Source organism: Amycolatopsis alkalitolerans (assembly GCF_006152065.1).
GTDB classification, from domain to species: Bacteria; Actinomycetota; Actinomycetes; order Mycobacteriales; family Pseudonocardiaceae; genus Amycolatopsis_E; species Amycolatopsis_E alkalitolerans.
On record NZ_VDFW01000036.1, the window covers coordinates 30,959 to 56,434 of the forward strand.

The following is a 25,476-nucleotide window of genomic DNA, read 5'->3' on the forward strand; positions in this document are numbered from 1 at the left end:
CGGGTGACTTTTCGCGCCCCCGTCGTCACGATCACCGTCCCGCCCGGTCCCACGCACGGTCCGTGAGTACGCGAACGAGGGAAGGCGACCGACGTGGCGGCTCAGGAGGAATGGTCCGTCTCCTGCCGGGACCTGGCGGGCAGGAAGCGCGACGTGACCGTGTTCATCAGTAGCGGGCGCGTCGTCGTGGTGGCGCCGCCCGGTGAGGCGGCGGTGCTGGAGCCGCTGGACGTGGGGCGGTTGCGGGCGGCGCTGCGGGACACCGTGGTCGCGATGGGGCACAAGTCCCGGCGGTGATCACCTGTTCCATCGCTGGACAGATAGGTTAGCCTAACTTCATGACCGTGATCGCCGGAACCACGACGGCCACCCGGTTGCGGGGCGCGGGTCTGACCCTGGGCCGCGACGGGGTGAGCGAACTGGCGGACCGCCTGGTCGACGAGCTGTCCGGCGGGCAGCGGCAGCGGGTGTGGCTCGCGATGGCGCTCGCGCAGGAGACGGAACTGTTGCTGCCCGACGAGCCGACGACCTTCCTCGACATCTCGCACCAGATGGACATCCTGGACCTGTGCGCGGACCTGCACGCGGAGCAGGGGCGCACGCTCGTCGCGGTGCTGCACGACCTCAACCACGCGGCCCGGTACGGCACGCATCTGATCGCGATGCGGGATGGTGCGGTTGGCGCGCCGGAGGAGGTCGTGACGGCCGAGCGCGTCGAGGAGATCTTCGATCTCCCCTGCCGCGTCATCCCCGACCCCGAAACCGGTACCCCCTGGTGATCCCCAAATCCCGCCGCTGATGGGTCAGGTGAGGAAGGCGCGGAGGAGGGCAGCCGTTCCTGCCAGGTGTTCGGCCATGGCGTGGCGGGCGGCGGGCGGGTCACCGTCGAGGATCGCGGTGACGATGAGCTCGTGCTGGGTGTTCGAGTGGTCGAGATTCGGCTCCAGCAAAGGGATTTCGTCCAGCAGCCGGTTGACGCGCATGCGCACGTCCGCGACCGCCGAGGTCAACGACGCCGAACCGGCGACCTCCGCGATCGCCAGGTGCAGGCGCGAGTCGCGTCGGCGGTAGTCGGCCAGGTCCGCCGCGGTGGCCTCCGCGAGGGCTGCCGCCAGCTGGTCCCTGGCCGGGCACCGGCGGGCGGCCAGTTCAGCGGCGCCCGTCTCCAGCACGTACCGCAGGCTCAGCGTGTCCTCAAGCTCCGGCCTCCGGTCGTCGGCCGCCGGTGCCGGCAGCGTCGAATGCACGAAGGTCCCGCCGTAGCGCCCGCGCCGCGACTCGACGTAGCCCGCGTCGGCCAGCGTGCGAATCGCCTCCCGCAACGTCATCCGGCTCACGCCGAGCCGCTCGGCCAGTTCGCGTTCCGGCGGAAGCCGCTCCCCCGCCCCGACGACGCCGAGCCGGATCGACTGCAGCAGCCGCTCCACCGTCTCCTCGAACGCGTTGCCCGCGCGGACCGGCCGGAACAGTGCTTCGTCGGCGCCTGCCATGTCAGCATTCGATCACGTTGACGGCGAGCCCGCCGCGTGCGGTCTCCTTGTACTTGACCTTCATGTCGGCGCCGGTCTCGCGCATCGTCTTGATCGCCTTGTCCAGGGTCACCACGTGCCTGCCATCGCCGCGCAACGCCATCCGCGAGGCATGGATCGCCTTCGACGCGCCGATCGCGTTGCGTTCGATGCACGGGATCTGCACGAGCCCGCCCACCGGGTCGCAGGTCAATCCCAGGTGATGCTCGACGCCGATCTCGGCCGCGTTCTCCGTCTGCGCGGGGCTGCCGCCCATCACCTCGGTCAGCCCGGCGGCCGCCATCGCACACGCCGAGCCGACCTCACCCTGGCAGCCGACCTCGGCACCGGAGATCGACCCGCTCGTCTTGAGAATCACACCGATCGCACCCGCGGTGAGCAGGAACCGCGCCACGCCGTCGTCATCGGCGTCGCGAACGAAGCGGCGGTAGTAGTGCAGCACCGCCGGGATGATGCCCGCGGCCCCGTTCGTGGGCGCGGTCACCACCCGGCCGCCGGAAGCGTTTTCCTCGTTGACTGCCAGCGCGTACAGGCTGACCCAGTCCATGGCCTGCAGAGAGTCTCCGGTGCCATCCTCGGCAAGCAGCTTGGCGTACAACGACTTCGCACGCCGTCGCACCTTCAGGCCACCGGGCAGCACGCCGTCGTGCTCGCACCCGTTGCGCACGCATTCGGCCATCACATCCCAGATCCGCAGCAGGCCTTTATGGATCTCCTCCCGCGAACGCCAGGAACCCTCGTTGCGCAGCATGATCTCGCTGATCGGCACGCCTTCCGCCCGGGTGTGCGCGAGCAACTCGGCGGCGGTCGAGAACGGGAACGGCAGTTCCGTCGTGTCCTCCGCGACTCCGTGCTCGCCGCGCACGAACCCGCCCCCGACCGAGTAGTACGTATGCTCCGCCAGCAGGTCGTCGTCGTAGGCGCGGAAGACCATCCCGTTCGGATGAGCGGGCAACGACTTCCGCCGGTGCAGGACGAGATCGACCTCGAACTCGTGCGACGGCTCCGCGTCGATCGCCACCGTCTCCGGTTGTTCACCGGAAAGTCCTAACAGGACAGCTCGCTCGCTGCCGTGCCCGTGCCCGGTCGCGCCCAGCGAGCCGAACAGCTCGGCCTGGACACGCCGGACGCGCGGCCGGAGTCCCCCGAGGCTGTCGAGGAACATACCGGCCGCGCGCATGGGCCCGACCGTATGCGAACTCGACGGCCCGATCCCGATCGAGAAAAGGTCGAAAACGCTGACAGCCATATCAGGCGCGCTGGTAGAAAGGCGTCGGGACGACTTCGACCGGCTCCACCCGGCCCCGGACGTCCACCGACAGGCTCGTGCCCACCCCGCTCAGTTCCGTTGGCACGTAAGCCAAAGCGACCGGGTACCCGAGCGTCGGCGACAGTGCGCCGCTGGTCACCTCACCGACCTCGCGCGAACCGTCGAGTACCTTGTACCCGTGCCGTGGCGCGCGCCGGCCCGAACCGCGCAGGCCCACGAGCGTCCGCGACGGCTCGCGGCGACCTTCGAGCGCGGCCTTGCCCACGAAGTCCGGCTTCTCGAACTTCACGACCCGGCCCAGTCCTGCCTCGAACGGAGTAAGTTCCCGACTCAACTCGTTGCCGTACAAGGGCATTCCCGCTTCGAGCCGAAGTGTGTCACGACACGCGAGACCGGCGGGTACCAGCCCGTGCGGTTCTCCAGCGGCGGTCAGAAGGCGCCAAAGTTCGACGGCTTCTGACGCGGGCGCATACAGCTCGAACCCGTCTTCACCGGTGTACCCGGTGCGCGCGAGCAGCACGTCGTGATCGCGCACCTTCGCGGGCATACTCGCGTAGTACCTCAGGTCGGCAACGTCCACATCGGACTCCGCGGCCACGATGGCCGCGGAGTTCGGGCCCTGCACGGCGATCAGCGCGGTGTCCGCCGAGGCATCGTAGACTGCCACGTCGTACTTCGCTGCCCGCGCCGACAGTTCCGACGCGACGAGCGGCGCGTTGCCCGCGTTCGCCACGACCAGGAACCGCTCCTCGGCGAGGCGGTAGACCACGAGATCGTCGAGCACCCCGCCATCCTCGGCGCAGATCATCGTGTACCGCGCGCGGCCGGGCTTCACCGCGGACAGCTTCCCGACGAGCGCGTAGTCGAGCGCTTCGGCTGCCTGCGGCCCGGTCAGCTCGATCTCGCCCATGTGCGAGAGATCGAACAGGCCCGCCGCCTCGCGTACCGCACGATGCTCGGCGAGCTCGCTCGAGTACCGGACCGGCATCTCCCAGCCGGCGAAATCGGTGAACAGCGCATGCAGTCCTTTGTGGACGCCATACAGCGCGGTGTGCATGTCAGCTCCCGTAGGCTTCGATCGGCGGGCACGAGCAGACGAGGTTACGGTCGCCGTAGGCGCCGTCGATACGGCGGACCGGCGGCCAGTACTTCCCCTTCGGGGTGACCCCGGCCGGGTAGACCGCGAGCTTCCGGTCGTAGGGCAGCTCCCATTCCCCGGTCAGGGTTTCCGCGGTGTGGGGTGCGTTCCGCAGCGGGCTCTGCTCGAGGGCCCAGTGGCCGTCCGCGACCTGTTCGATCTCGCGCCGGATCGCGATCATCGCGTCGCAGAACCGGTCGATCTCGCCGACGTCCTCGCTTTCGGTGGGCTCGACCATGAGCGTGCCGGCCACCGGGAACGACATCGTTGGCGCGTGGAAACCGTAGTCCACCAAGCGTTTCGCGACGTCGTCCACGGTCACGCCGGTGCGCTTGGTGAGCGCACGCAGGTCCAGGATGCACTCGTGCGCGACCAGCCCGTCGCGGCCGGTGTAGAGCACCGGGTAGTGCGGGGAAAGCCGGGCGGCGACGTAGTTCGCGGCGAGCACGGCGACCTTGGTCGCCTGCGTCAGCCCGGCCGCGCCCATCATCCGCACATACGCCCAGGAGATCGGCAGGATCGAGGCCGAGCCGAACGGCGCGGCGGAGACCGGGCCCACCGCGGACTCCCCGGCGAGCGTGGGATGGCCAGGCAGGAACGGCGCCAGGTGCGCGCGCACCGCGACCGGCCCGACCCCGGGACCGCCACCGCCGTGCGGGATGCAGAACGTCTTGTGCAGGTTCAGATGGGACACGTCGCCGCCGAACTCGCCGGGCTTGGCCAGGCCGAGCAGCGCGTTGAGGTTCGCACCGTCCACATAGACCTGACCACCGGCCTCGTGCACGATCCGCGCGAGCTCCCCGATCCCGTTCTCGTACACGCCGTGCGTCGACGGGTACGTGATCATGATCGCGGCCAGCGTTTCGCGGTGAGCGTCCACTTTGGCCTGAAGGTCGCCGAGATCGACGTCGCCGTCTTCGTCGCAGGCGACGACCACCACCCGCATCCCGGCGAGCACGGCCGAAGCGGCGTTCGTCCCGTGCGCCGACGACGGGATCAGGCAAACGTCGCGCTCCGGCTGCCCGTTGGCCTTGTGGTAGGCGCGGATCGCGAGCAGGCCCGCGAACTCACCCTGCGAACCGGCGTTCGGCTGCAGGGAAACCTTGTCGTAGCCGGTGACCTCCGCGAGCCACCCGCACAGCTGATCGATGAGCTCGTGGTAACCGGCCGCGTCCTCGGCCGGAGCGAACGGGTGCAGGCTCGCGAACCCCGGCCAGCTGATGGGCTCCATCTCGGTCGTCGCGTTGAGCTTCATCGTGCACGAGCCGAGCGGGATCATCCCGCGATCCAGCGCGTAGTCCATATCGGACAGCCGGCGCAGGTAACGCAGCATCGACGTCTCGGACCGGTGCTTGTGGAACACCTCGTGCGACAGGTACTCGCTCTCGCGGGACAGCCCTGCGGGCAGCACGGACGGCCCTGGCTGGGCATGCGCCTCCAGCTCGAAGGCCAGCAGCACGCGACGCAGCGTGTCCACAGTGGTCACTTCGTCGCAGGCGACGCGGACGTGATCGTCGTCGACCCGGCCGAGGTTGACGCCGAACCGGCGGGCATCGGCGATCACCTGCCGCGCGCGGCCGGGGACGCGGGCGACCACGGTGTCGAAGAAGCTCTCGTGCACGACCTCGACCCCGCCCTCGCGCAGCGCGGCCGCAAATCCGCTGGCGAGCCCGTGGATCCGCTGGGCGATGGCCTTCAGCCCGTCCGGGCCGTGGTAGACGGCGTACATCGCGGCGAGCACGGCCGGCAGCACCTGCGCGGTGCAGATGTTGGAGGTCGCCCTCTCGCGGCGGATATGCTGCTCACGCGTCTGCAGCGCGAGCCGGTACGCGGGGTTGCCGTCCGTGTCGACCGAGACACCGACGAGCCGGCCGGGCAGGGATCGCTCGAGACCCTTGCGCACGGCGATGTACCCGGCGTGCGGGCCGCCGTATCCCAGCGGCACGCCGAAGCGCTGCGTGGTGCCGGCCGCGATGTCCGCGCCGAACTCACCGGGCGCGGTGACCAGTGTCAGCGCGAGCAGGTCCGCGGCGACGGTGTACAGCGCGCCCGCTTCCTTCGCGACCTTGCCGATCGCCTGGTAGAAGCCCTTGCCCCGCAACACTCCGGAAGCGCCCGGATACTGCACGACAACACCGAAGAAGTCCTCGGGGAGCCCCGCCCCCAGGTCGCGCACGTCGACCTCGATCCCCGCCGCCTCGGCGCGCGTCCGGACCACGGCGATGGTCTGCGGCAGGCATTCCGCGTCGAGCACGACGCGCTGCGATTTGGCCTTGGACTGGCGGCGCATCAGCATCACGGCCTCCGCGACCGCGGTCGACTCGTCGAGCAGCGAGGCGTTCGCGGTGTCCAGGGAGGTCAATGTGGACACCATGGTCTGGAAGTTGAGCAGCGCTTCGAGACGGCCCTGCGAGATTTCCGGCTGATACGGCGTGTACGCGGTGTACCAGGCGGGGCTCTCCAGCACGTTGCGGCGGATGACCGGCGGGGTGACCGTGTCGCTGAAGCCGAGGCCGATCATCTGCGTCATCGGACTGTTCTTGGCGGCCAGCGCCCGCAGTTCCGCGGTCGCCTCCTCCTCCGTTGCGGGGGGCAGGAGGCTCAGCTCACGCGGCGCGCGGATGGCGGCCGGGACGGCTGCGTCCACCAGCGCATCCAGGCTCCCGTACCCGCACTCGGCGAGCATCTTGGCTTGTTCGTGCTCGGATGGGCCGATATGGCGTTCGGCGAAGGTGGACATCGGGAGCTCCTCGTTCAGCGGCTGCGGGAACTCCCCCTCTGTCATGGGCACCTGAGAGTTTCACCGCCGGAAGCGGCTTTCACCTTGGGTGAGGCGCGGCTTCGCGCCTTCTTTCCAGAGTGGCCTGGCCCGAGCGGTAACTGGTACCTGAGAGATTGGCGGGGAAGTTGCTCCTTCGGTGCCCCGTTCACACGGGGACTCTCCCGCTCCGGCTCATGACGGCCGTGTTCAGTTGTGCCGCCAGTCTATAGCGCGGCGGGCAGCCCGGCGAAGCGACAGGCACGCGCGTTACAGGGGTGTCACATACGCCCCACTGATCCCGCCGTCCACCAGGAACTGGGAAGCCGTGATGAACGACGCGTCGTCGCTGGCGAGGAAGGCGACGGCGGCGGCGATTTCCGTCGCCTCGGCGAACCGGCCCATCGGGACGTGCACCAGCCGCCGCGCCGCCCGCTCCGGGTCCTTCGCGAACAGTTCCTGGAGCAGGGGTGTGTTGACCGGGCCGGGGCAGAGCGCGTTGACCCGGATGCCCTCGCGCGCGAACTGCACGCCCAGCTCACGGGTCATCGACAGGACCCCGCCCTTGGACGCGGTGTACGAGATCTGGGAGGTCGCGGCGCCCATCACGGCGACGAACGACGCCGTGTTGACAATCGACCCCCTGTGTTGACGTTGCATATGCGGGATCGCGTACTTGCAGCACAGGTAGACCGACGTGAGGTTGACCTCCTGCACCTTCTTCCACGCGTCGAGCCCGGTGGTGAGGATCGAGTCGTCGTCGGGCGGGGAGATACCGGCGTTGTTGAACGCGACGTCAACCGAGCCGAACTTGTCCACGGCGGTCTGGAAGAGCGCCTCGACCTGGGACTCGCTGGTGACGTCCGTCGCGATGAACTCGCCTTCGACCTCGTCGGCGGCCGCCTTCCCGCTCGCCGCGTCGACGTCCGCGATGACGATCTTCGCGCCTTCACTCGCCAGGCGCCGGGCCGTCGCCAGGCCGATCCCGCTGCCGCCGCCGGTGATGACGGCGACGCGCCCTTCGAACCGCTGCATCCTTGTTCCTCCGTGAGTTGACTGACAGAGCTTCACATCCAACGTTGGATGTCTAGAGCGTGGCCGCCACCAGGGCGGCGAACAGGCGCACGTCCTCGAGGTCCTGTTCCGGATGCCACTGCACACCGAGCACGAACCGTTCACCGGGCAGTTCGACGGCCTCGACCGTGCCGTCCGACGCCCAGCCGACCGCCGTCAGGTCCGGACCCGGCGCGTCCACCGACTGATGGTGGTAGCACTGGCCTTTCGCTTCCGCCCCAAGGATTTCCGCTGCCCGGCTCCCGTGAGCGAGGGTGAACCGGTTGTGCCCGTAGACCGCGGGCGAGGGCTGATGCTCGTGGTGCCCCACCACTTCGGGCAGGTGCTGGGTCAGCGTGCCACCGTGGACGACGGTGAGCACCTGCATCCCGCGGCACACGCCGAGCACCGGCAGCCCCCGCTCTGCAGCGCCCCGGACGAGAGCGAACTCGAACCCGTCCCGCTCCGGGCGCGTCACGGTCTTCGCATGCGGCGCGCGCCCGTAGCGCTCCGGGCCGACGTCGGCGCCACCGGCGATCACCAGCGCGTCCACAGCGGACAGTGCGGACACGTCCTCGCCCACCGACGGAAGCAGGACCGGAACCCCGCCGGCCCGAACCACGGAGTCCACATAGGAACGATGGAGCAAGGCGGCAGCCGTGTCCCACACTCCCCAGCGGGCGTTCTCCACGTACGTCGAGATGCCGACAAGGGGCCTAGAGCCGTTCGAAGCCACGAAAGCGCTCCCAATCGGTGACCGTGGCGCCGAACGCCGCCTGCTCGACGCGGGCGGCGTTGAGGTAGTGCTCGACCACCTCGTCACCGAACGCCGAGCGGGCGATCTTGCTGTCCGCCAGCAACTGGGCAGCCTCTTGCAGCGTCGCCGGCACGGTCGGCTTGCCGGATTCGTAGGCGTTGCCGGTGAACTCCGGTTCCAGCGGCAGCTCGTTCTCGATCCCGTGCAAGCCCGCCGCGACGAGCGCGGCGACCGCGAGGTACGGGTTCACGTCTCCGCCGGGCACGCGGTTCTCCACGCGCAGCGACTGGCCGTGCCCGACCACCCGGAGCGCGCCGGTACGGTTGTCCGTCCCCCAGGCGACGGCCGTCGGAGCGAAGCTACCGGGCACGAAACGCTTGTAGGAGTTGATGTTCGGCGCCAGGAAGTAGGTCAGCTCCCGCAGGCACGCCAGTTGCCCGGCGAGGAAATGCTCCATCAGCTCCGAGAATCCGCCCTGGCGGGAGCCGGCGAGGACCGGTTCGCCCTCGGCCGAGCGCAGGCTGATGTGGATATGGCAGGAGTTGCCCTCGCGCTCGTTGTACTTCGCCATGAAGGTGAGGCTCTTGCCCTCCTGCGCGGCGATCTCCTTGGCGCCTGTCTTGTAGATGCTGTGATTGTCGCAAGTGGACAGCGCATCGGCGTAGCGGAAGGCGATCTCGTGCTGCCCCGGGTTGCACTCACCCTTCGCGGACTCCACGTACATCCCGGCTGCGCCCATCTCGTTGCGGATACGGCGAAGCAGCGGTTCGATCCGGGCGGTGCCGAGCATCGAGTAGTCCACATTGTACTGATTGGCCGGGGTCAGCTCGCGATAGCCGCGCTGCCACGCCTGCTCGTAGCTGTCGTCGAAGACGATGAACTCCAGTTCGGTGCCGACATAGGCGGCGAGCCCACGCTCGGCGAGGCGGTCCAGCTGGCGGCGCAGCACCTGCCGCGGCGAGGCCGCCACATGCCCGCCTTCGACCCACTCGACGTCCGCCAGCACCAGTGCCGTGCCCTCGTGCCACGGCACCCGGCGCAAGGTGGAGAAGTCGGGCCGGAGCACGAAATCCCCGTACCCCTGCGACCAGGAGGACATCGCGTAGCCGTCGACCGTGTTCATGTCGACGTCCACGGCCAGCAGGTAGTTGCAGGCCTCCGTCGCCTGCGGGACGACCTCGTTCACGAAGTACTCGGCCGCGCATCGCTTGCCCTGCAGGCGCCCCTGCATGTCGGTCATCGCCACGAGGACGGTGTCGAGCACGCCTTCTTCGACCAGTTCGAGCAGACGATCCACGGTGAGCATGCCCCTGGCACTGTTCATCCGCACACCATTCCGCGCCTCCTGCCCGCCCGTCAAAGGTCTACTATTGATCCATTGAGTCACCGTGTCAACCCGGTCAGGATGGGCAGATGACCGACGAGATCATCGACGTCTGGATGCAGCAGCCCAACCAGCGGTTCATGGCCCAGCCGTGGCTGGAGTCCCTGCTGCGCTGGACCGGCATGGAGCGCACCGCGCCGCCGCTGCCGGCGACGCTCGGTGCGATGGACGAGGCCGGGGTCCGCGTCGGCCTTGTCTCGGCGTGGCACGGGCCGAACGGGGTGCTGATCTCGAACGACGAAGTCGCCGGACTGGTGGCCGGGCATCCGGACCGGTTCGCCGGGGTCGCGACCGTGGATCTGACCGATCCGGTCGGCGCCGTGCGCGAGATCCGCCGCTGCGTGCGGGACCTCGGGTTCGTCGGCGTGCGCGTCGTGCCCTGGCTGTGGAACCTGCCGCCGAACGACCGCCGCTACTACCCGGCGTACGTCGCCTGCGTCGAGGAGGACGTGCCGTTCTGCACCCAGATCGGGCACACCGGCCCGCTCTGCCCGTCCGAGCCGGGCCGCCCGATCCCGTACCTCGACGAAGTGCTGCTGGACTTCCCTCAACTGGTCGTGATCGGCGGGCACGTCGGGTACCCGTGGCTGCCCGAAGTCCTTTCCCTGGCCCGGAAATACCCCAACTTCCACATCGACACCTCGGCGTACGCGGTACACCGGCTGCCGCCCGAACTGGTCGAGTACATGCGCGGGCGGGGCCGCACGCGCGTGCTGTTCGGCAGCAACTACCCGATGGTGACGCCCGCCCAGTGTCTCAAGCGTCTCGACGACCTCGGCCTGGGCGCGGAGGCGCGCGAACTCTTCCTCGGCGGCAACGCGCGGCGCGTCTTCTCGCTACCGGTCTAGGGGCTGGCGGATCTCGGTGACACAGAACGGGCTCTCCCAGGTGCCTATCGCGCTCTCGACACGCAGCCCGGCCGCTTGCCGTGGTCGAGCACCACGAACCCGGGGCCGCCCGCGACCCGGTCCGCCGCAGGTGATACGCGGCCAACAGCCCCGCCTGGCCCGCTCCGATCATCACCACGTCGGTACGTGGGTGCAACGGCCGGCCAGCTGTGCCCGGCACCACTTTCGCCTGCTGGAAGCCGAAAACCCTACTTGCGCCGCAGCGCGCGGATGATCGCGACGATGATCAGCAGGCCGGCCATCCCGGCGAGCACGGGCGCGAGCCGCTTGGCGACCGAGGAACCCGCGAGGTCGAACAGGTCGATGGCCTCGGTTTCCTTGGCGGGCGCGGGCTTCACGGCCTCGAGCTTCGGCTTCGGCTCGGCAGCCGTCTCCGCGGGAGCCTCCGCCGCGGGTTCCTCGACAGCGCTCAGCCGGTCCGCCAGGTTGGACGCGAACTGGTCCAGGATCTTGCCGCCGACCTCGGAGATCATGCCCCGGCCGAACTGGGCGGGGCGCCCGGTCACGTTGAGGTCGGTCGCGACGGTGCCCTTCGTGTGCCCGCCGTCCTCGGCGAGCGTCACGGTGACCGTCGCGGCCGCCGTGCCGGCACCGCGAGCATCCTTGCCGGACGCCTTCATCACGATCTTGTGCGCCGACTCGTCCTTCTCCAGGAACTCACCGGAGCCCTTGTACAGCAAGGAGATCGGGCCCAGCTTGACCTTGACCGTGCCGGCGAACGTGTCACCTTCGACCTTCGTCAGCGTGGCTCCGGGCATGCACGGCGCGACGCTCTCGGGATCGGTGACGGCCTGCCAGACGTCGCCGGGCGGCGCCGGAACGGTGAACTCATGGTCAAGCCGCACGGCCTGACTCCCTTCGTCGTCGGTGGAACAGCGCTCTCACGGCACTTTACGCCGTGAGAGCGCTTTCCACGCCACACTGTCTACGCGGTCACCGCCGCCGAGACGGCGCGGCCGGTGAGCACGCGGGCCAGTTGCTGGCGGTACGCGACATCGGCGTTGGCGTCCGGTGTCGGGTCCGTCCCTTCCGCGGCATGGGCGGCCGCCGCGCGGATGTTCTCCGCCGACGCCGGCTGCCCGACCAGCGCCTGTTCGACCGCGGTGGCCCGCACCGGGATCGCCGCCATGTTGGTCAGCGCGACCCTCGCCTCGGCGATCACGTCGCCCTCGGTCCGGACCGTGACCCCGACGGCCACCATCGACCAGGCCTGCGCGACCCGGTTGAACTTCTCGTAGTGCGCGCGCCACCCGGTGTGCTTGGGCACGCGGACCTCCACCAGGATCTCGTCGGGCGCGAGCGCCGTCGTGAAGAAGTCCTGGAAGAACTGGGCCGCGGGCACCGTGCGCCGCCCGTCCATGCCGGCGACGACCATCTCGACGTCCAGCGCGAGCGCCGGGGCGAGCAGGTCGCCGGCCGGGTCGGCGTGCGCGAGCGAACCGCCGAACGTGCCGCGATGGCGCACCTGGGGGTCGGCCACCGTGTCGGTGGCCCTGGCCAGCAGCGCGGCGTGCTCGGCGATCAGGTGGTCGCGCTGCACGTCGTAGTGCGTGGTCATGGCCCCGATCACGAGCGAGGCACCCTCTTCGCGGACACCGCGCAGTTCGGCGATCTTGCCGAGGTCGACGATCGTCGACGGGGCCGCCAGCCGCATCCGCAGCACCGGCAGCAGGCTCTGCCCGCCCGCCAGCACCTTGGCGTCCTCGCCGGCGTTCGAAAGCGCCTGGACCGCTTCATCCACCGTGGACGGAGCGACGTAGTCGAAGGCAGCGGGGATCACTGGGCACCTCCAGCTTGGATCGCGGACCACACTCGCATCGGCGAGCACGGCATCTCGATGTCGTTGACGCCCATATGCCGTACCGCGTCGATCACGGCGTTGACCACCGCCGGGGTCGAGGCGATCGTGCCCGCCTCACCGACTCCCTTGACGCCCAGCGGGTTCGTCGTGGACGGCGTCTCCGTGCGCTCGGTCGTGAAGCTCGGCAGGTCGGCCGCCGAGGGCAGCAGGTAGTCGACGAACGTGCCCGTCGTCAGCGTGCCGCCCTCGTCGAACGTCGCCTCCTCGAACAGCGCCTGTGCGATGCCCTGAGCGAGCCCGCCGTGCACCTGGCCCTCCACGATCAGCGGGTTCACCACCGCGCCGACGTCGTCGACGCAGACGTACTTCCGCAGCGTCACCCGGCCCGTCTCGGTGTCCACCTCGGCCGCGCACAGGTGCGTGCCGTGCGGGAACGAGAAGTTCTCCGGGTCGTACACCGCGTCGGAGTCCAGCGAGGGCTCGACGCCGTCGGGCAGGTTGTGCGCCATGAACGTCGCGAACACGACGTCCTGGATCGTGGTCGACTTGTCGGTGCCGCGGACGGTGAACTTGCCCCGCTCGAACTCGAGGTCGTCCGGCGAACACTCCATCAGGTGCGCGGCGATCGTGCGAGCCTTCGCGACGACCTTCTCCGCCGCCTTGACCACCGCGATCCCGCCGACGGCCAGCGACCGCGAGCCGTAGGTGTCCAGGCCCTTCGCCGAGGACTGGGTGTCCCCGTGGATCACCTCGACGTCCTCGAACGGCACCCCGAGCTGGTCGGCCACGATCTGGCTCCACGCCGTCTCGTGCCCCTGGCCGTGCGCCGACGCGCCCGTGACGACCTCGACCTTGCCGGTCGGCAGCATCCGCACCGAGGCCGACTCCCAGCCACCGGCACCGTAGTCCAGCGAGCCGAGCACCCGGGACGGCGCGAGACCGCACATCTCGGTGAACGTCGAGATGCCGATGCCGAGCTGGACCGGATCGTTGCGGTCCCGCCGCTCCTGCTGCTCACGCCGCAGGCCCTCGTAGTCGAACAGCTGCATGGCCTTCTCGGTCGCGGCCTCGTAGTTGCCCGAGTCGTAGGTCAGCGTCGAGACCGTGGTGTACGGGAACTCCTCGTGCTTGATCCAGTTCTTCTCGCGGAGCTGCATCGGGTCCATGCCCAGCTCGGCGGCGAGCTCGTCCATGATCCGCTCGATCGCGAACGTCGCCTCCGGCCGCCCGGCGCCGCGATAGGCGTCGGTGAGCGTCGTGTTCGTGAACACGTTGGTGCAGGCGAAATGGTAGGCCGGGATCTTGTAGATCGCGTTGAACATGAACGCGCCGAGGATCGGCACACCGGGGCCCACCAGGCCGTTGTACGCGCCCAGGTCGGCGAGCAGCTCGACCTTGAGCCCGGTCACCGTGCCGTCGCGGTTGGCCGAGATCGTGATGTCCTGGATCTGGTCGCGGCCGTGGTGCGCGGTCTGCATGCACTCCGAGCGGGTTTCCGTCCACTTCACCGGTTTGCCCAGTTTCTGGGCCACCAGCAGTGCCATCGTCTCCTCGGGCAGGACACCGATCTTGCCGCCGAACCCGCCACCGACGTCCGGGGCGATCACGCGCAGCTTGTGCTCGGGGATCCCGAGTGTCAGCGCCGCCATCGTCTTGAGGATGTGCGGGATCTGGGTCGCCGACCACATGACGATCTGCGCGCCGGTCGGGTCCACCACGCACGAGCGCGGCTCCATGAACGCCGGGATCAGCCGCTGCTGCCGGAACCGCCGCTTGACGACGATTTCCGCGCTGGAGATGGCTTCCTCGGCGTTGCCGCCCGAGCCCGCTTCGCCCGAGTCGAACACCCACAGGGCGTTGCGGTTGGTGCCCAGCTCCTCGTGGACCAGCGGCGCACCCTCGGCCAGCGCGTTCTCCAGGCCCAGCACGACGGGCAGGTCCTCGTAGTCGACCTCGATCGCTTCGAGCGCGTCGAGGGCCTGGGCCTTGCTGCGTGCGACGACGACCGCGACACCTTCACCGGCGAAGTTGACCTGGTCGGCCGCGAGCACCGGGCGCCGGGGCGTCTTCATGTCCGGGGTGATCGGCCAGGCGCACGGCATGCCGATGCTGCCCCCGGGGTCGAGATCGGTCGCCGTGTACACGGCCACGACGCCGGGCTTCTCCTTCGCCGCGGACGTGTCGATGCTGTTGATCCTGGCGTGCGCCAGCGGGCTGCGCAGGACAGCCAGATGCAGCAGGCCGGGCAGCGTCATGTTGTCGGTCCAGCGGGTGCGGCCGGTGATCAGCCGCCCGTCCTCTTTCCGGGTGCGAGCCTTGCCGACCTCGGGTTCGATCGTGGCGGTCACCTCACTCGCCTCCGATCGCGCTCGGCGCGCGCACGTCTTCGGAGACCCGCTCGGCCTCCGGGCCGGCGCCGGGACTCATATGGTGCGCGGCATCGCGCACCGCGCGGACGATGTTCTGGTAACCCGTGCACCGGCACAGGTTTCCTTCGAGCCCTTCACGGACCGCCTTCTCGTCCGGATCCGGGTTGTCGGCGAGTAGATCGATCGATTGCATGATCATGCCGGGCGTGCAGTACCCGCATTGCAGCGCGTGGTTGTCGTGAAAGGCCTGCTGCACGGGATGGAGCTGCCCGTCGCGCGCGAGCCCTTCGATCGTCGTGATCTCGCAACCGTCCGCCTGCACCGCGAGCACCGAGCAGGACTTCACGCTGTGCCCGTTGAGGTGGACGGTGCACGCACCGCAGTTGCTGGTGTCGCAGCCGATGACAGTGCCGACTTTCCCGAGTGTTTCCCGCAGATAGTGCACGAGCAAGGTACGGGGTTCGACCTCGTCGGAGTACTCGGTTCCGTCGACTGTGACGGTGATACGCATTGAGGCCCTCCAGTGGTGGGAGCTGGGTGATCGGCTTCACACCGGAGCCTGCTACTTATGTCGCGACGGGACAAGTCCTCAACAGGTGGCCTCTTTGGAGCCATTCCGCAAACGCGCTGATATTCCTCGATTTCTCCCGAATCCGCGAAGATCGATTGTGCGGCGGACCGACAAAATTCTTGCGAACGATCAACCAGATGTGGAACTACGACGCGTGAATCCGCCCGGACAGCTCGGTGAGCCGCTGGCCGCCGCCGCCCCACCGCCGCGCGATGATCTCCGCGGCGATGGACACCGCGGTCTCTTCGGGCGTGCGGGCGCCGAGATCCAGGCCGATCGGCGAAGACAGCCGCGCGAGTTCTTCTTCGGTCATGCCGACTTCGCGCAGCCGGGCCATCCGGTCGTCGTGCGTGCGCCGCGAGCCCATCGCACCGACGTACCCGAGGTCGAGCCGGAGCGCGACCTCCAGCAACGGCACGTCGAACTTCGGGTCGTGGGTCAGCACCGCGAGGACCGTGCGCCGGTCGATCCGCCCGGCCTCGGCTTCGGCCTTGAGATAACGATGTGGCCAGTCCACGATCACCTCGTCCGCGCCCGGGAACCGGCTCGCGGTCGCGAACACCGGCCTGGCGTCACAAACAGTCACCTGAAACCCGAGAAAGCCACCCATCCGGGCCATCGCGGCGGCGAAGTCGATCGCGCCGAACACGAGCATCCGCGGCGGCGGTTCGAAGGTGTTCACGAACACCGACATGCCTTCGCCGCGGCGCTCGCCCTCGAGGCCGTAGTGCAGGGTGGCGGTGCGGCCGGTGGCGAGCAGGCCGCGCGCGTCGTCGATCACCGCGTCGTCGATGCGCTGGGTACCGAGCGTGCCCTTCGTGCGGTCCGGCCAGACGATCAGGTGACGGCCGACCCGCTCGGCGTCACCGTGCTCGATCATGGTCACCACCGCGACCGGCTGTCCTTTATGGACGGAATCGACGACGTCCTCGAGCTCGGGCATGGAGTCCTTGTCCACCCGCTCGACGTAGACGTCGATGATCCCGCCGCAGGTCAGGCCCACCGCGAAGGCGTCGTCATCGCTGACCCCGTAGCGCTGCAGGACCGGTTTGCGCTCGGCGACGACCTCCTGCGCCAGCTCGTAGACCGCGCCTTCCACGCAGCCGCCGGACACGCTGCCCACGACCTCCCCGTCCGCGCCGACGAGCATCGCGGCGCCGGGCGCGCGAGGCGCCGAGGAGAACGTGGACACGACGGTACCGAGGCCGATCGCCTCGCCCTCGGCCCAGCGCTTGTAGAGCTCGTCCAGTACATCATGCATCGCGTATCTCCACCAGCAGTCGTTCCAGTGTGGCCAGGCTGTGCCCGGCCAACAGGTGATCGAGGTGCGGGAGCGCCGCCGCGATGCCCGATTGCACCGGGGCGTAACCGTCGCGTCCCGCATGGGGGTTCACCCAGAGCACAGAGTGCGCCAATCTCCGCATTCTGGCCAGCTGCTCGCCCAGAAGAGCCGGATCGCCGCGCTCCCAACCGTCCGAGAACACCACGACGACGGCACGGCGGGCAAGCCCGCGCTGGCCCCAGCGGTCGAGGAAGACGCGGAGGGTTTCGCCGAGGCGCGTGCCGCCGGCGAAATCGGGGACCGCCTCGCCGGCGCCGAGCATCGCCCGTTCCGGATCGCGCTGGCGCAGCTGGCGGGAGACGCGGGTGAGCCTCGTGCCGAGCGTAAAGACTTCGGTCTGCGGCGCGTTCCGGACCAGAACGTGTGCGAAGCGCAGCAGGGAGTCGGCATACGGGCTCATCGACCCGGACACGTCGACCAGCAGCACGATCCGCCGCGGCCGCGTGGTCTTCTTGCGGCGGGCCAGTTTCACGGGCTCCCCGCCGCCGGCGAGCATCGCACGCAGCGTGCGGTCCGGGTCGAGGTCGCCCTTCTTGGCGGGGCGCTGCCGCTGGGACTTGCGCACGGGCGGCTGGGGTTTGAGCGTGGCGAGCAGCTCGCGCAGGTGGCGGCGCTCGGCCGCAGTGAGTTCGGCGAGGTCGCGCTGGCGGAGGAGCTCGGTGTCGCTCGCGGCGACACGCAGCTCGTCGGCCTCCTGCTCGCCTTGGCCGTCCCCGGCGGGTTCGCCGGACATCGCGGCCATCCGGGCCTTCTTCTCCTTGGCGACCGTGACCGGCTTCGGCCCGGGCGGCTCGGCGGCGAACCACTGGGCGAAGGCGTCGTCGTAGCGCGGAAGGTCATCGGGGTCGGCGCACAGTGTCACCCGTCCGGCCCAGTAGAGGTTGTTGATGTCGGCCAGGTCCACGCTCTGTACCGCTTCGAGATACGTGTGGACGCGCTGGGGTCCGGCGGGCAGCCCGGCCTCCCGCAAGGCGGTCGCGAAACCGACGAGGGCGGGCAATGGGTCAGCGGAGTGCACCACTCCATTGTGCCGTCGTTGGCGGGAACCGTCCGCTAGGCTTCGTGCGTCAGACGGTCACCGTCCAGTAGCGGGGAGGCAACAGTGCTGGAGCCGATCGGTCAGGCTACGGAGGCCGCACAAGAGGTCTTCGGCGACATGTCGACGTGGGCGAACGTGGGGTCCGCCGCGCAGAGCGTGTCGGGGGCGTTCGAGTTCCCAAGCGTCGCGGAGATCGACGCGATCCTGACGTCGTGGAAGGAACGGCAGCAGAGCATCGCGAAGCGGGGAGACACGCTGGAGTTCATGGTGAACTCGGTCTACAACACCCCTGCTAATGATGACTCGACCATCGCATACATGGGGACCTGGGGAAAGTCACTCGGTCAACTGCGCGACCAGCACAAGTCGATGCTCGACTACGTCGACAACTACATACAAAAACTTGAGGCGGCGAAGAGGGCGAAGCAAACCGGCGAGGACGAGAACACCGACGCGGTGCGCAAGTCGGCTGGAGGCGTCACTCAGTGAGGGGAACTGTCCTGCGCCTGGGGGCATGTTTGGCGTTCGGAGCCACGCTCGCGCTCGCAGGCTGCTCACGCTCCACTCCTGGCGCGCCTGCGCCGGCTGGAACGGGTACGCCCGCTCCAGCAACTTCTGGCACGCAGTCCTCCCCGCCCGCACTCGACGCAGAGCCCTACCGTACGAAGCCGTGCGACCTCCTACCGGCCGCGTTGCTGAAATCACTCGGGTATACGGCGCCGGGTACGGTGACGGCCGCTGACAAGGCGGTCATCGCCGGGAACGCGTGCTCCTGGAATGACTACAGCGGACCAAAAACGAGAAGCATTCAGGTCCACATCCAGCGGAAGATCACCGACCCAAATTTTCCCGGGCTGACCGCCATCTTCAACAATTACAAAAAGGGCCTGGTCGCGTACGCCGACCCGACGGAGGTGTCCGGTTATCAGGGGGTCTTCGCCGACATGGTCGATGAGCGGTCTTCGGGTAAGTGTGATCTTTCGGTCGCGATCAGCGATACTCAGGTCCTGACCGCGAGCGCCGACGGTTACAGCGGCGCCCAAGACTCGTGTGATACCGCGAAACAGCTGGCTCAGGCTATGATCAAGACGCTGCAGGGTTCCTGAGGGGGAGCGATGGACGGCACGCAGATCTATGACAACTTCACCGCCGGCAGACCGGAGGTCCTCCAGGCGATCGGCGACTCGATCAACGACCTGTCGCGCGGTTATCGCGACGAGCTGACCGCGATCGTCGCCCTGCAGAAGCGGATGAGCCAGTCCTGGACGGGTGCTTCCGGTGACGCGGCCGGCGCCGGTGCGGGGCCCCTCGCCGTCGCCTTCGGGGATTCCTCCGTCCCCCTCGACGAGACCACCAACGCGATGAACGCCCAGACCGGTTCGCTGGGCACCGCGAAAAGCTCGGTCGTGCCGGTCCCGCCCGCGCCTCAGAAGCCCAGCGGCTGGTCGACGGTCCTCAAGGCGGCCATCCCGGTCGTCGGACCCTCGATGGCCGTCAGCGACATCACGTCGTACCAGGACGGGATGGACAAGCACAACGCCGCCAACGAGACGAACGTCCGCGTGATGCAGCAGTACTCGTCGGCCACGAACTCCACCCAGTCCACCATCCCGATGAGCTACCAACCGCTCCAGTCCGACGGCACCTCGGTGAGCGTCAAGCCCGCCAGCCCGAACGTGGTGAGCGGGCATCTCACGTCCGAGTACACCAACGTCGGCAACACCTCCACCTCCGTGCCGGCGCCGTCCTCCGGCGGCCCGGCCGCCTCTGGGCCGGTCAGCCCGCCGCCGAGGCTGAACACCACCGGGCCGGTGACCTCCGTCGCCCCGGTCGGCCCGAACATCGGTCCGGTGAGCCGGCCGCCGAACCTGTCGGGCGGCCGCGTACCGGGCGGAACAGGCAGCAACGCGTACGTACCGGGCCCCGCCGGCGGTACCGGCGGCTCCGACACCCAGCGCACTGGCTCGAGCTACCGCGGCGGCGCAAGCGGCGGCAACACCCCAGGCGGCGCGGGGCGCGGCGGCAACAGCGCGGCCAACCGCCTCTACGGCTCCGCGGAGGAGACCAGCCGTCGCGGTGGTGGCGGCGCGGCCGGCGAGAGCGCCCGTTCCGCGGGCGCCAACCGGCTCGGCGGCGGGAAGAGCACGGGCGCCGGCAATCTCGGCAATGCCGCGGCCGCCGAGGAAGCCGCAGCTGGCCGGAGCGGGGCCAGGGGGGCCAGCGGCGCGCCGATGGGCGCCGCGGGCCAGCGCGGGCGCGGCGAGGAGGACCAGGAGCACCAGCGGCCCGACTACCTCCTCGAAGCCGACCCCGACTCGATCTTCGGCAATGACATCCGGGCGACGCCACCGGTCATCGGCGAATAGGTATGCCCGCCGTCCGCAGCGACTACCTCAGCCTCCCCCTCGACGCGCTCGCGGGCGCCGTCGAGCGGGAGAACCTGGGCTCGCTGCACCTCGTCCTGCGCCCCGAACCGGTCTGGCTCCCCGACACCGAGAAACTCGCCGCCGAGCAACGGCTGCGCGACATGCTGCAGGAGTCCGGCCTCCTTGATCGCCATGGCCGCCTCGACGCCGAGTTCCTCGACCTGCTCCCGCTGCTGACCAACGCCTCGCTCGAGTACTACGGCTGGGTCCACGACGGGCAGCGCACCTACGGGATTCTCGCCGCGGCGCGCGGGCTTCAGGGTGTCGTCGCCATCCGGGTCGACGACGGGATCGCCCTCAAACCCGTCGACCGTGAGCGCCTCGCCGACGCGCTGGTGGCCGAGTTGCCCGACACCCGCGCCGGTGGCGGCCGTCCGCTGCTGATCCGCGTCGCCGAACTCGAGGAGGCAGGCCGGGAGGATCGCATGCCCGGCTGGGACATCCGCGACCTCGTGAACGTCCTGCAGCGCCCGGTCACCGGCACCGGGGAGCTGTACGCCGCCCGCCGCGACGAGCTCAACCGCTACCACCGGCTCGAACAACCGCTGCACTACGCCGACACGGACTGGGGCCGCTACCTCAACTACGCCGTCGGCGCCGGCAGCGAAGCCGAGATCTACCTGGCGCCCGGCCACCCCAGCGCCCTCGTCGAGCATCTGCTGAAACTCGAACAGACCCTGCCCGGCTAGTTTCCGGTCAGGGTGAAGCCGCCGTCGACGGTGAGCACGGTGCCGATGACGAAGCGGTTCTCCATCAGGTACAGGTGCGTCGCGGCGATCTGCCGCACCGGCACCAGCGGCCGCGAGCGCCGAACCCGGCGTGGGGCGGACACCGATCGTCCTGGACGTCATGACGATCGAGCCGCCCGGCCGGATACGGGCCGCGGCATGCTTGGCGGCGCCGACCACACCCCACAAGCGGACGTCGAACTGCCGCCGGGCCTCCTCCAGCGGAAGGTCTGCGAGAGCACGCTGATCCGCCGGATCCCCGGCCGTGTAGACCACGTGGTCCAGTTCGCCCACGTGCTCGAAAAGGGCGGCGATGTCCGCTTCTCGACGGTGTCGACCACGACGCCGTCGCAGCCGCGCGGCAGTTCCGCGAGCGCGCCGTCGAGGCGTTCCTCATCGCTCGATGCGATCGTCCCCGCGAACAGCACATCCCGCTTGTCCGTGAGGTAGCGGGAAGGTGCGGCGGGTCAGCCCGGCCCGTTCGGTGCAGTTGAAATCGGCGAAATGCTCGGCGAACAGGTCGTCCGCGCTCCCGAACGCCGTGACGTCATCAAGTCCAGCCCTGAGTTACGGGAACGCGAACGGACCAAATTCGCCGCCGTCACCGAAGCGCTCACCGGCGCGCTGCGGCAACGAGGCGCGACCGAATTTCGGGGCGAAGCTGCTCGCGCAGGTCGGCGCCGCCATCTTTCAGACCGCGTTCGAGCACTGGACCGACCAACCCGATAACTTCTCCGGCTACGTGCGCGAGGCCGCCGGTGAACTCTCCGCCGCCCTGAACCAGCGCGACGGCGCCTCCAAGCCGTCCGGCCGGATCAGCACGCCCGCCAACTCGGGGGTGGCCGAGGCATATCGCCGTCAGGATGTGCACCCGAGGCCCGGCCACCTGCCGCAGCTCAGGCGAATCGCCGGCCGTCGGCACGTTGACCGCACCTGCCTTGATCATCGGGTCCACTTCGGACTGCCGCTCGACGCACATCGCGGGAGTCTCCGGGGAGGCGGCTCAGGCCAGCAGCGCGTCCAGCTTCGCGCGGACCCGCTCCATGTCCTCGGTGTACTTGAGCACCGCGCCGAGCGTCTTGGCCGCCGTCTCGACGTCCAGTTCGTCACGGTTGAGCGCCAGCAGCGCCTGCGCCCAGTCCAGCGATTCCGCGACGCCGGGCGGCTTCAGCAGCTCCAGCTCGCGCAGCCGCCGCACGGCCACGGCCACCTGCGTCGCCAGGCGCTCGCCGACCCCCGGGATGCGCCTGCGCAGGATCGCGACCTCGCGCGAAAGGTCGGGGTGTTCGAGCCAGTGGTACAGGCACCGCCGTTTGAGGGCGTCGTGCACCTCGCGAGTGCGGTTGGAGGTCAGGATCACCAGCGGCGGCTGCTCGGCACGCACCTCGCCGAACTCGGGGATGGTCACCGCGTTCTCGTCCAGCAACTGCAGCAGGAACGCCTCGAACTCGTCGTCCGCGCGGTCGATCTCGTCGACCAGCAGCACGCACGGGGCCGTGGTGAGCGCCTTCAGCAGCGGGCGGGCCAGCAGGAAACGCTCGGTGTAGAGCGACTGCTCGGCTGCCTCGACGTCGAGCCGCTCGCTGCCCGCTTCGAGCGCGCGCAGGTGCAGCAGTTGGCGCGGGAAATCCCATTCGTACAGCGCTTGCGCCGCGTCGATGCCCTCATGGCACTGCAACCGGATGAGTGGCAGCTTGAGCGACTGGGACAGCGCGATCGCGAGCGAAGTCTTCCCCGTTCCGGGCTCGCCCTCGCAGAACAGCGGGCGTTGCATACTCAGCGCGAGGAACGCGGCGGTGGCTACGCCTTCGTCAGCGAGGTACCCCGTACTCTCGAGGGTCGTCGCCAGTTCTTCCGGTGAAGTGACCATCACGGTTCCAGAGTAGTGGGCAGATCCTCGGGCGTGTCGACGTCGAAGCCGCTGCCCAGCTCGGCGCACTCGACGAGCCGCAGGTCGTCGCGGGTGGCGAGCCAGTCGCGGGCGCCGCGATCACCCCGGGCGGACCCGGCGATCTCCTCCCACCATTTCCGCCCGAAAAGCACCGGATGTCCGGGGACACCGTCGTAAGCGGCACGGGCGACGACCTCCGGCGAGGCCAGCGCGGCGAGCCGGGCGATCACCCGCGCGTCCACCTTGGGCAGATCGACGAGGTGCACCAGTACGGCGTCCGCCTCGGGCAGCGCACGCAACCCGGCGCGAAGCGACGCGCCCATCCCGGTCGCCCAGTCCTCGGCGAACACCGCCACCGAGGGATCCGGCAGCAGCGCCCTGGCCTCCTCGGCCCGCGCGCCGAGCACCACCCGGACCGGCCCGCAACCACCTTCGGTCAGCACCCGCAACGCCCTGCGCAGCAACGGCTCCCCGTCGAGTTCGACCAGCGCTTTCGGCCGCCCGAACCGGCGGCCGGCCCCGGCGGCGAGCAGCAACCCGGCGCACTCAGCCACGGCGCGCCTGGACCGGCGTGATGGCGAGGTCGGCTTCGATCCGTTTCGCGGCGGCGAGCAGCGGCGGGAGCATCTCGTCCCGGACCGATTCGCGCGTGGTCCGGCTCGCGTGCGTGGACACGTTCACCGCGGCGACGACGCTGCCGCGGCGGTCACGGATCGGCGCCGCGGCCGAGCGCAGGCCCTCTTCCAGTTCCTGGTCGACCAGCGCCCAGCCCTGCTCGCGCACGATGTCGAGTTGCGCTCGCAGCGCCTCCGGGTCGGTGAGGGTGCGCGCGGTCAGCCTGTCCAGCGCCGCTTCCGCGAGGTACTGCTCGAACGCGGCCCGATCCAGCCCGGCGAGCAGGACATGCCCCATCGACGTGGCATGCGCGGGGAAACGCGTACCGACGTTGATGGTCACGGTCATGATCCGCGAGACGGCGACGCGCGCGACGTACACGATGTCGGCGCCGTCGAGCACGGAAACGGAACTCGACTCGCGCACCTCGGCGGAGAGCTGTTCCAGATGCGGCTGGGCGACCTCGGGCAGGGTCATGCTCGACAGGAACGAGTAGCCGAGTTCGAGAACGCGCGCGGTGAGCGAGAAGTACTTGCCGTCCGTGCGGACGTACCCGAGATCGGTGAGCGTGAGCAGGAACCGGCGCGCGGCGGCTCGGGTCAAGCCGGTCACCCTGGCCACATCGGACAGTGTGAGCTCGGGCGCGCCCGCGTTGAAGGCGCGGATCACGGCCAGGCCGCGTTCCAGCGACTGCACGTGATGGGCCGCGCGCTCTTCCATGGGACTAACTTACTTCGCCCATTTCCGACAGTGTCTTCTGGGCGAGGGCGAAGGCCGCGTTCGCCGCGGGGACGCCCGCGTACACGCCGGTGTGCAGCAGCACCTCGCCGATCTCGTCCGGGGACAGGCCGTTCGTGATCGCCGCGCGGACGTGCATCGGGATCTCGTTCTCGCAGTGCAGAGCGGTCAGCACGGCGAGCGTGATGCAGCTGCGTGTCTTGCGGTCGAGCCCCTCACGGGTCCAGACCGACCCCCACGCCGAGCGCGTGATGTAGTCCTGGAACTTGCTCGTGAACTCGGTGGTGTTCGCGACCGCGCGGTCGACATGGGCGTCGCCGAGGACCTCGCGGCGGACCTTCATACCGGCGTCGTAGATCTCGTCGCTCACGCGCCCTCCAGGTGCTCGAGAATCAACTGGGTGAACGGGCCGGCCTGTTCGTAACTGCCCAGGTGTGCCGCGTGCTCGACGACCTCGAACCGCGCACCGTGAATACCGTCGGCGATGACGCGGCCGTGATCCGGCGGGAGTGCCTTGTCCTCGGCGGCCGAGATCACCAGCGCCGGCGCGGTGATCTTCGGCAGGGCGGGCACGAGGTCGAGATCGGCGAGCAGCTCGCAACAGGCCGCGTAGCCCTCCGCCGGCGTGGTGGCGGTCATCTCGCGCATCGTGGCCGCCTGCCCGGGGTTCGCGTCGATCCAGTCCTGGGTGAACCAGCGCCGGATACTGGCGGCGGCGATCTCCGTCATGCCTTCGGCGCGCACCGTCTTGGCGCGGTCGAGCCACATCTGGGTGTTTCCGGGCTGCGCGGAGGTGCAGCACAGTACGAGATCGCGCACGCGGTCCGGGGCGTTCTCCCCCAGCCAGATCCCGGTCATCCCGCCGAGGGACAGCCCGACGAAATGCGCCGCCGGCACCTCGAGCCGGTCCATTAGCGCGAGCACGTCCTCGCCGACGTCGTCGATGCCGTAGGGGCCGGACGGCACCGGCGAGCGTCCGTGGCCGCGCGTGTCGTAGCGGATCACGCGGAACCCGTTGTCCACCAACGGTTTCACCTGCGGGTCCCACATGTGCAACGTGCTGCCGATGGAGTTGCTCAGCACGACGGCCGGACCATCGGCGGGGCCGTCGACAGCGTGGTGCACCTCAATGCTCATGGACCGAGTGCGCTGTGTCAAT

The 25,476-nt window shown here is 69.4% G+C and carries 26 protein-coding genes, 3 pseudogenes and 2 riboswitches; of the genes and pseudogenes, 7 read left to right on the forward strand and 22 right to left on the reverse strand.

Annotated features, from left to right (window positions below):
- The first annotated feature begins 93 nt into the window (after nucleotides 1–93).
- Nucleotides 94–297 carry a hypothetical protein gene (locus tag FG385_RS28910; protein ID WP_139099970.1) on the forward strand — a complete coding sequence of 68 codons (204 nt, stop codon included), beginning with the start codon at nucleotides 94–96 and terminating at the stop codon, nucleotides 295–297.
- 110 nt (nucleotides 298–407) lie between these two features.
- Nucleotides 408–799: pseudogene (locus FG385_RS28915) on the forward strand (ABC transporter ATP-binding protein); the annotation flags it as partial.
- A gap of 4 nt (nucleotides 800–803) precedes the next feature.
- Here FG385_RS28915 and FG385_RS28920 read toward each other — a convergent pair.
- The 7 genes from FG385_RS28920 to FG385_RS28950 all read right to left on the reverse strand — a co-directional run bounded on the left by FG385_RS28920 (nucleotide 804) and on the right by FG385_RS28950 (nucleotide 9,829).
- Nucleotides 804–1,490 (reverse strand): FadR/GntR family transcriptional regulator, encoded by a 687-nt coding sequence (locus FG385_RS28920; RefSeq protein WP_139099971.1) that lies wholly within the window; start codon nucleotides 1,488–1,490, stop codon nucleotides 804–806.
- A 1-nt stretch (nucleotide 1,491) separates the two neighbouring features.
- Nucleotides 1,492–2,778: an L-serine ammonia-lyase gene (locus FG385_RS28925; RefSeq protein WP_139099972.1), complete on the reverse strand. Its 1,287-nt coding sequence runs from the start codon at nucleotides 2,776–2,778 to the stop codon at nucleotides 1,492–1,494.
- A 1-nt stretch (nucleotide 2,779) separates the two neighbouring features.
- Complete coding sequence (gene gcvT, locus FG385_RS28930; RefSeq protein WP_139099973.1) at nucleotides 2,780–3,856, reverse strand: glycine cleavage system aminomethyltransferase GcvT; 1,077 nt, start codon at nucleotides 3,854–3,856, stop codon at nucleotides 2,780–2,782.
- Between the two features lies 1 nt (nucleotide 3,857).
- Nucleotides 3,858–6,722, reverse strand: a complete 2,865-nt coding sequence (gene gcvP, locus FG385_RS28935) for an aminomethyl-transferring glycine dehydrogenase (protein ID WP_200834708.1) — start codon at nucleotides 6,720–6,722, stop codon at nucleotides 3,858–3,860.
- A riboswitch (glycine riboswitch) is annotated at nucleotides 6,709–6,800 on the reverse strand. It overlaps the preceding gene by 14 nt.
- A 1-nt stretch (nucleotide 6,801) precedes the next feature.
- A riboswitch (glycine riboswitch) is annotated at nucleotides 6,802–6,893 on the reverse strand.
- 72 nt (nucleotides 6,894–6,965) lie between these two features.
- Nucleotides 6,966–7,730: a 3-oxoacyl-ACP reductase gene (locus FG385_RS28940; protein ID WP_139099974.1), complete on the reverse strand. Its 765-nt coding sequence runs from the start codon at nucleotides 7,728–7,730 to the stop codon at nucleotides 6,966–6,968.
- Nucleotides 7,731–7,782: 52 nt separating this feature from the next.
- Complete coding sequence (locus FG385_RS28945; RefSeq protein ID WP_139099975.1) at nucleotides 7,783–8,484, reverse strand: gamma-glutamyl-gamma-aminobutyrate hydrolase family protein; 702 nt, start codon at nucleotides 8,482–8,484, stop codon at nucleotides 7,783–7,785.
- Nucleotides 8,465–9,829 carry a glutamine synthetase family protein gene (locus FG385_RS28950; protein ID WP_200834709.1) on the reverse strand — a complete coding sequence of 455 codons (1,365 nt, stop codon included), beginning with the start codon at nucleotides 9,827–9,829 and terminating at the stop codon, nucleotides 8,465–8,467. Before FG385_RS28950 ends, FG385_RS28945 begins: the two co-directional genes overlap by 20 nt.
- Before the next feature lie 89 nt (nucleotides 9,830–9,918).
- On the opposite strand from FG385_RS28950, the gene FG385_RS28955 reads away from it, so the two are divergent.
- On the forward strand, nucleotides 9,919–10,737 hold the full coding sequence (locus FG385_RS28955) for an amidohydrolase family protein (RefSeq protein WP_139099976.1): 819 nt from the start codon (nucleotides 9,919–9,921) through the stop codon (nucleotides 10,735–10,737).
- Nucleotides 10,738–10,802: 65 nt separating this feature from the next.
- Here FG385_RS28955 and FG385_RS35095 read toward each other — a convergent pair.
- From FG385_RS35095 to FG385_RS28990, 7 genes and pseudogenes are all read right to left on the reverse strand, one after another.
- Nucleotides 10,803–10,909, reverse strand: a pseudogene (locus tag FG385_RS35095) (NAD(P)-binding protein); the annotation flags it as partial.
- Between the two features lie 76 nt (nucleotides 10,910–10,985).
- Nucleotides 10,986–11,642, reverse strand: a complete 657-nt coding sequence (locus FG385_RS28965; RefSeq protein ID WP_139099977.1) for an SRPBCC family protein — start codon at nucleotides 11,640–11,642, stop codon at nucleotides 10,986–10,988.
- An 80-nt stretch (nucleotides 11,643–11,722) separates the two neighbouring features.
- The gene (locus tag FG385_RS28970) at nucleotides 11,723–12,577 is read right to left on the reverse strand and encodes an FAD binding domain-containing protein (protein ID WP_139099978.1); all 855 of its coding nucleotides are present in this window, start codon (nucleotides 12,575–12,577) and stop codon (nucleotides 11,723–11,725) included.
- Nucleotides 12,574–14,946 carry a xanthine dehydrogenase family protein molybdopterin-binding subunit gene (locus tag FG385_RS28975; RefSeq protein ID WP_139099979.1) on the reverse strand — a complete coding sequence of 791 codons (2,373 nt, stop codon included), beginning with the start codon at nucleotides 14,944–14,946 and terminating at the stop codon, nucleotides 12,574–12,576. The genes FG385_RS28970 and FG385_RS28975 overlap by 4 nt, the downstream gene beginning before the upstream one ends.
- A gap of 1 nt (nucleotide 14,947) precedes the next feature.
- A complete protein-coding gene (locus FG385_RS28980; RefSeq protein WP_139099980.1) occupies nucleotides 14,948–15,478 on the reverse strand; it encodes a (2Fe-2S)-binding protein in 531 nt (176 codons plus the stop codon).
- Nucleotides 15,479–15,683: 205 nt separating this feature from the next.
- Nucleotides 15,684–16,799 (reverse strand): XdhC family protein, encoded by a 1,116-nt coding sequence (locus FG385_RS28985; protein WP_139099981.1) that lies wholly within the window; start codon nucleotides 16,797–16,799, stop codon nucleotides 15,684–15,686.
- Nucleotides 16,792–17,901, reverse strand: a complete 1,110-nt coding sequence (locus tag FG385_RS28990; RefSeq protein WP_139099982.1) for a vWA domain-containing protein — start codon at nucleotides 17,899–17,901, stop codon at nucleotides 16,792–16,794. Before FG385_RS28990 ends, FG385_RS28985 begins: the two co-directional genes overlap by 8 nt.
- An 81-nt stretch (nucleotides 17,902–17,982) precedes the next feature.
- On the opposite strand from FG385_RS28990, the gene FG385_RS28995 reads away from it, so the two are divergent.
- From FG385_RS28995 to FG385_RS29010, 4 genes are read left to right on the forward strand one after another with little or no spacing between them, the layout of a single operon-like run.
- Complete coding sequence (locus FG385_RS28995) at nucleotides 17,983–18,408, forward strand: hypothetical protein (protein ID WP_139099983.1); 426 nt, start codon at nucleotides 17,983–17,985, stop codon at nucleotides 18,406–18,408.
- Nucleotides 18,405–19,025, forward strand: coding sequence for a DUF3558 domain-containing protein (locus FG385_RS29000; RefSeq protein ID WP_139099984.1), 621 nt, complete (start codon nucleotides 18,405–18,407; stop codon nucleotides 19,023–19,025). Before FG385_RS28995 ends, FG385_RS29000 begins: the two co-directional genes overlap by 4 nt.
- A 9-nt stretch (nucleotides 19,026–19,034) precedes the next feature.
- Entirely contained in the window at nucleotides 19,035–20,285 is a 1,251-nt protein-coding gene (locus tag FG385_RS29005) for a hypothetical protein (RefSeq protein ID WP_139099985.1), read from the forward strand.
- Nucleotides 20,286–20,287: 2 nt separating this feature from the next.
- Nucleotides 20,288–21,034, forward strand: a complete 747-nt coding sequence (locus tag FG385_RS29010; protein WP_139099986.1) for an ESX secretion-associated protein EspG — start codon at nucleotides 20,288–20,290, stop codon at nucleotides 21,032–21,034.
- On the opposite strand, the gene FG385_RS34505 is transcribed toward FG385_RS29010, so the two are convergent.
- From FG385_RS34505 to pcaD, 8 genes and pseudogenes are all read right to left on the reverse strand, one after another.
- A complete protein-coding gene (locus FG385_RS34505) occupies nucleotides 21,031–21,177 on the reverse strand; it encodes a hypothetical protein (protein WP_200834710.1) in 147 nt (48 codons plus the stop codon). The genes FG385_RS29010 and FG385_RS34505 overlap by 4 nt on opposite strands.
- A gap of 16 nt (nucleotides 21,178–21,193) precedes the next feature.
- Nucleotides 21,194–21,367: pseudogene (locus tag FG385_RS35735) on the reverse strand (SDR family oxidoreductase); the annotation flags it as partial.
- Between the two features lie 319 nt (nucleotides 21,368–21,686).
- Nucleotides 21,687–22,052, reverse strand: coding sequence for a hypothetical protein (locus FG385_RS29020; RefSeq protein WP_139099987.1), 366 nt, complete (start codon nucleotides 22,050–22,052; stop codon nucleotides 21,687–21,689).
- A gap of 24 nt (nucleotides 22,053–22,076) precedes the next feature.
- On the reverse strand, nucleotides 22,077–22,943 hold the full coding sequence (locus tag FG385_RS29025; RefSeq protein WP_139100005.1) for an AAA family ATPase: 867 nt from the start codon (nucleotides 22,941–22,943) through the stop codon (nucleotides 22,077–22,079).
- Nucleotides 22,943–23,518, reverse strand: a complete 576-nt coding sequence (locus FG385_RS29030; RefSeq protein WP_139099988.1) for a nucleotidyltransferase family protein — start codon at nucleotides 23,516–23,518, stop codon at nucleotides 22,943–22,945. The genes FG385_RS29025 and FG385_RS29030 overlap by 1 nt, the downstream gene beginning before the upstream one ends.
- The gene (locus tag FG385_RS29035) at nucleotides 23,511–24,299 is read right to left on the reverse strand and encodes an IclR family transcriptional regulator domain-containing protein (protein WP_139099989.1); all 789 of its coding nucleotides are present in this window, start codon (nucleotides 24,297–24,299) and stop codon (nucleotides 23,511–23,513) included. The genes FG385_RS29030 and FG385_RS29035 overlap by 8 nt, the downstream gene beginning before the upstream one ends.
- Before the next feature lie 4 nt (nucleotides 24,300–24,303).
- Nucleotides 24,304–24,687, reverse strand: coding sequence for a 4-carboxymuconolactone decarboxylase (gene pcaC, locus FG385_RS29040; RefSeq protein WP_139099990.1), 384 nt, complete (start codon nucleotides 24,685–24,687; stop codon nucleotides 24,304–24,306).
- Nucleotides 24,684–25,454 carry a 3-oxoadipate enol-lactonase gene (gene pcaD / locus FG385_RS29045; protein WP_139099991.1) on the reverse strand — a complete coding sequence of 257 codons (771 nt, stop codon included), beginning with the start codon at nucleotides 25,452–25,454 and terminating at the stop codon, nucleotides 24,684–24,686. Before pcaD ends, pcaC begins: the two co-directional genes overlap by 4 nt.
- Nucleotides 25,455–25,476: the final 22 nt, after the last annotated feature.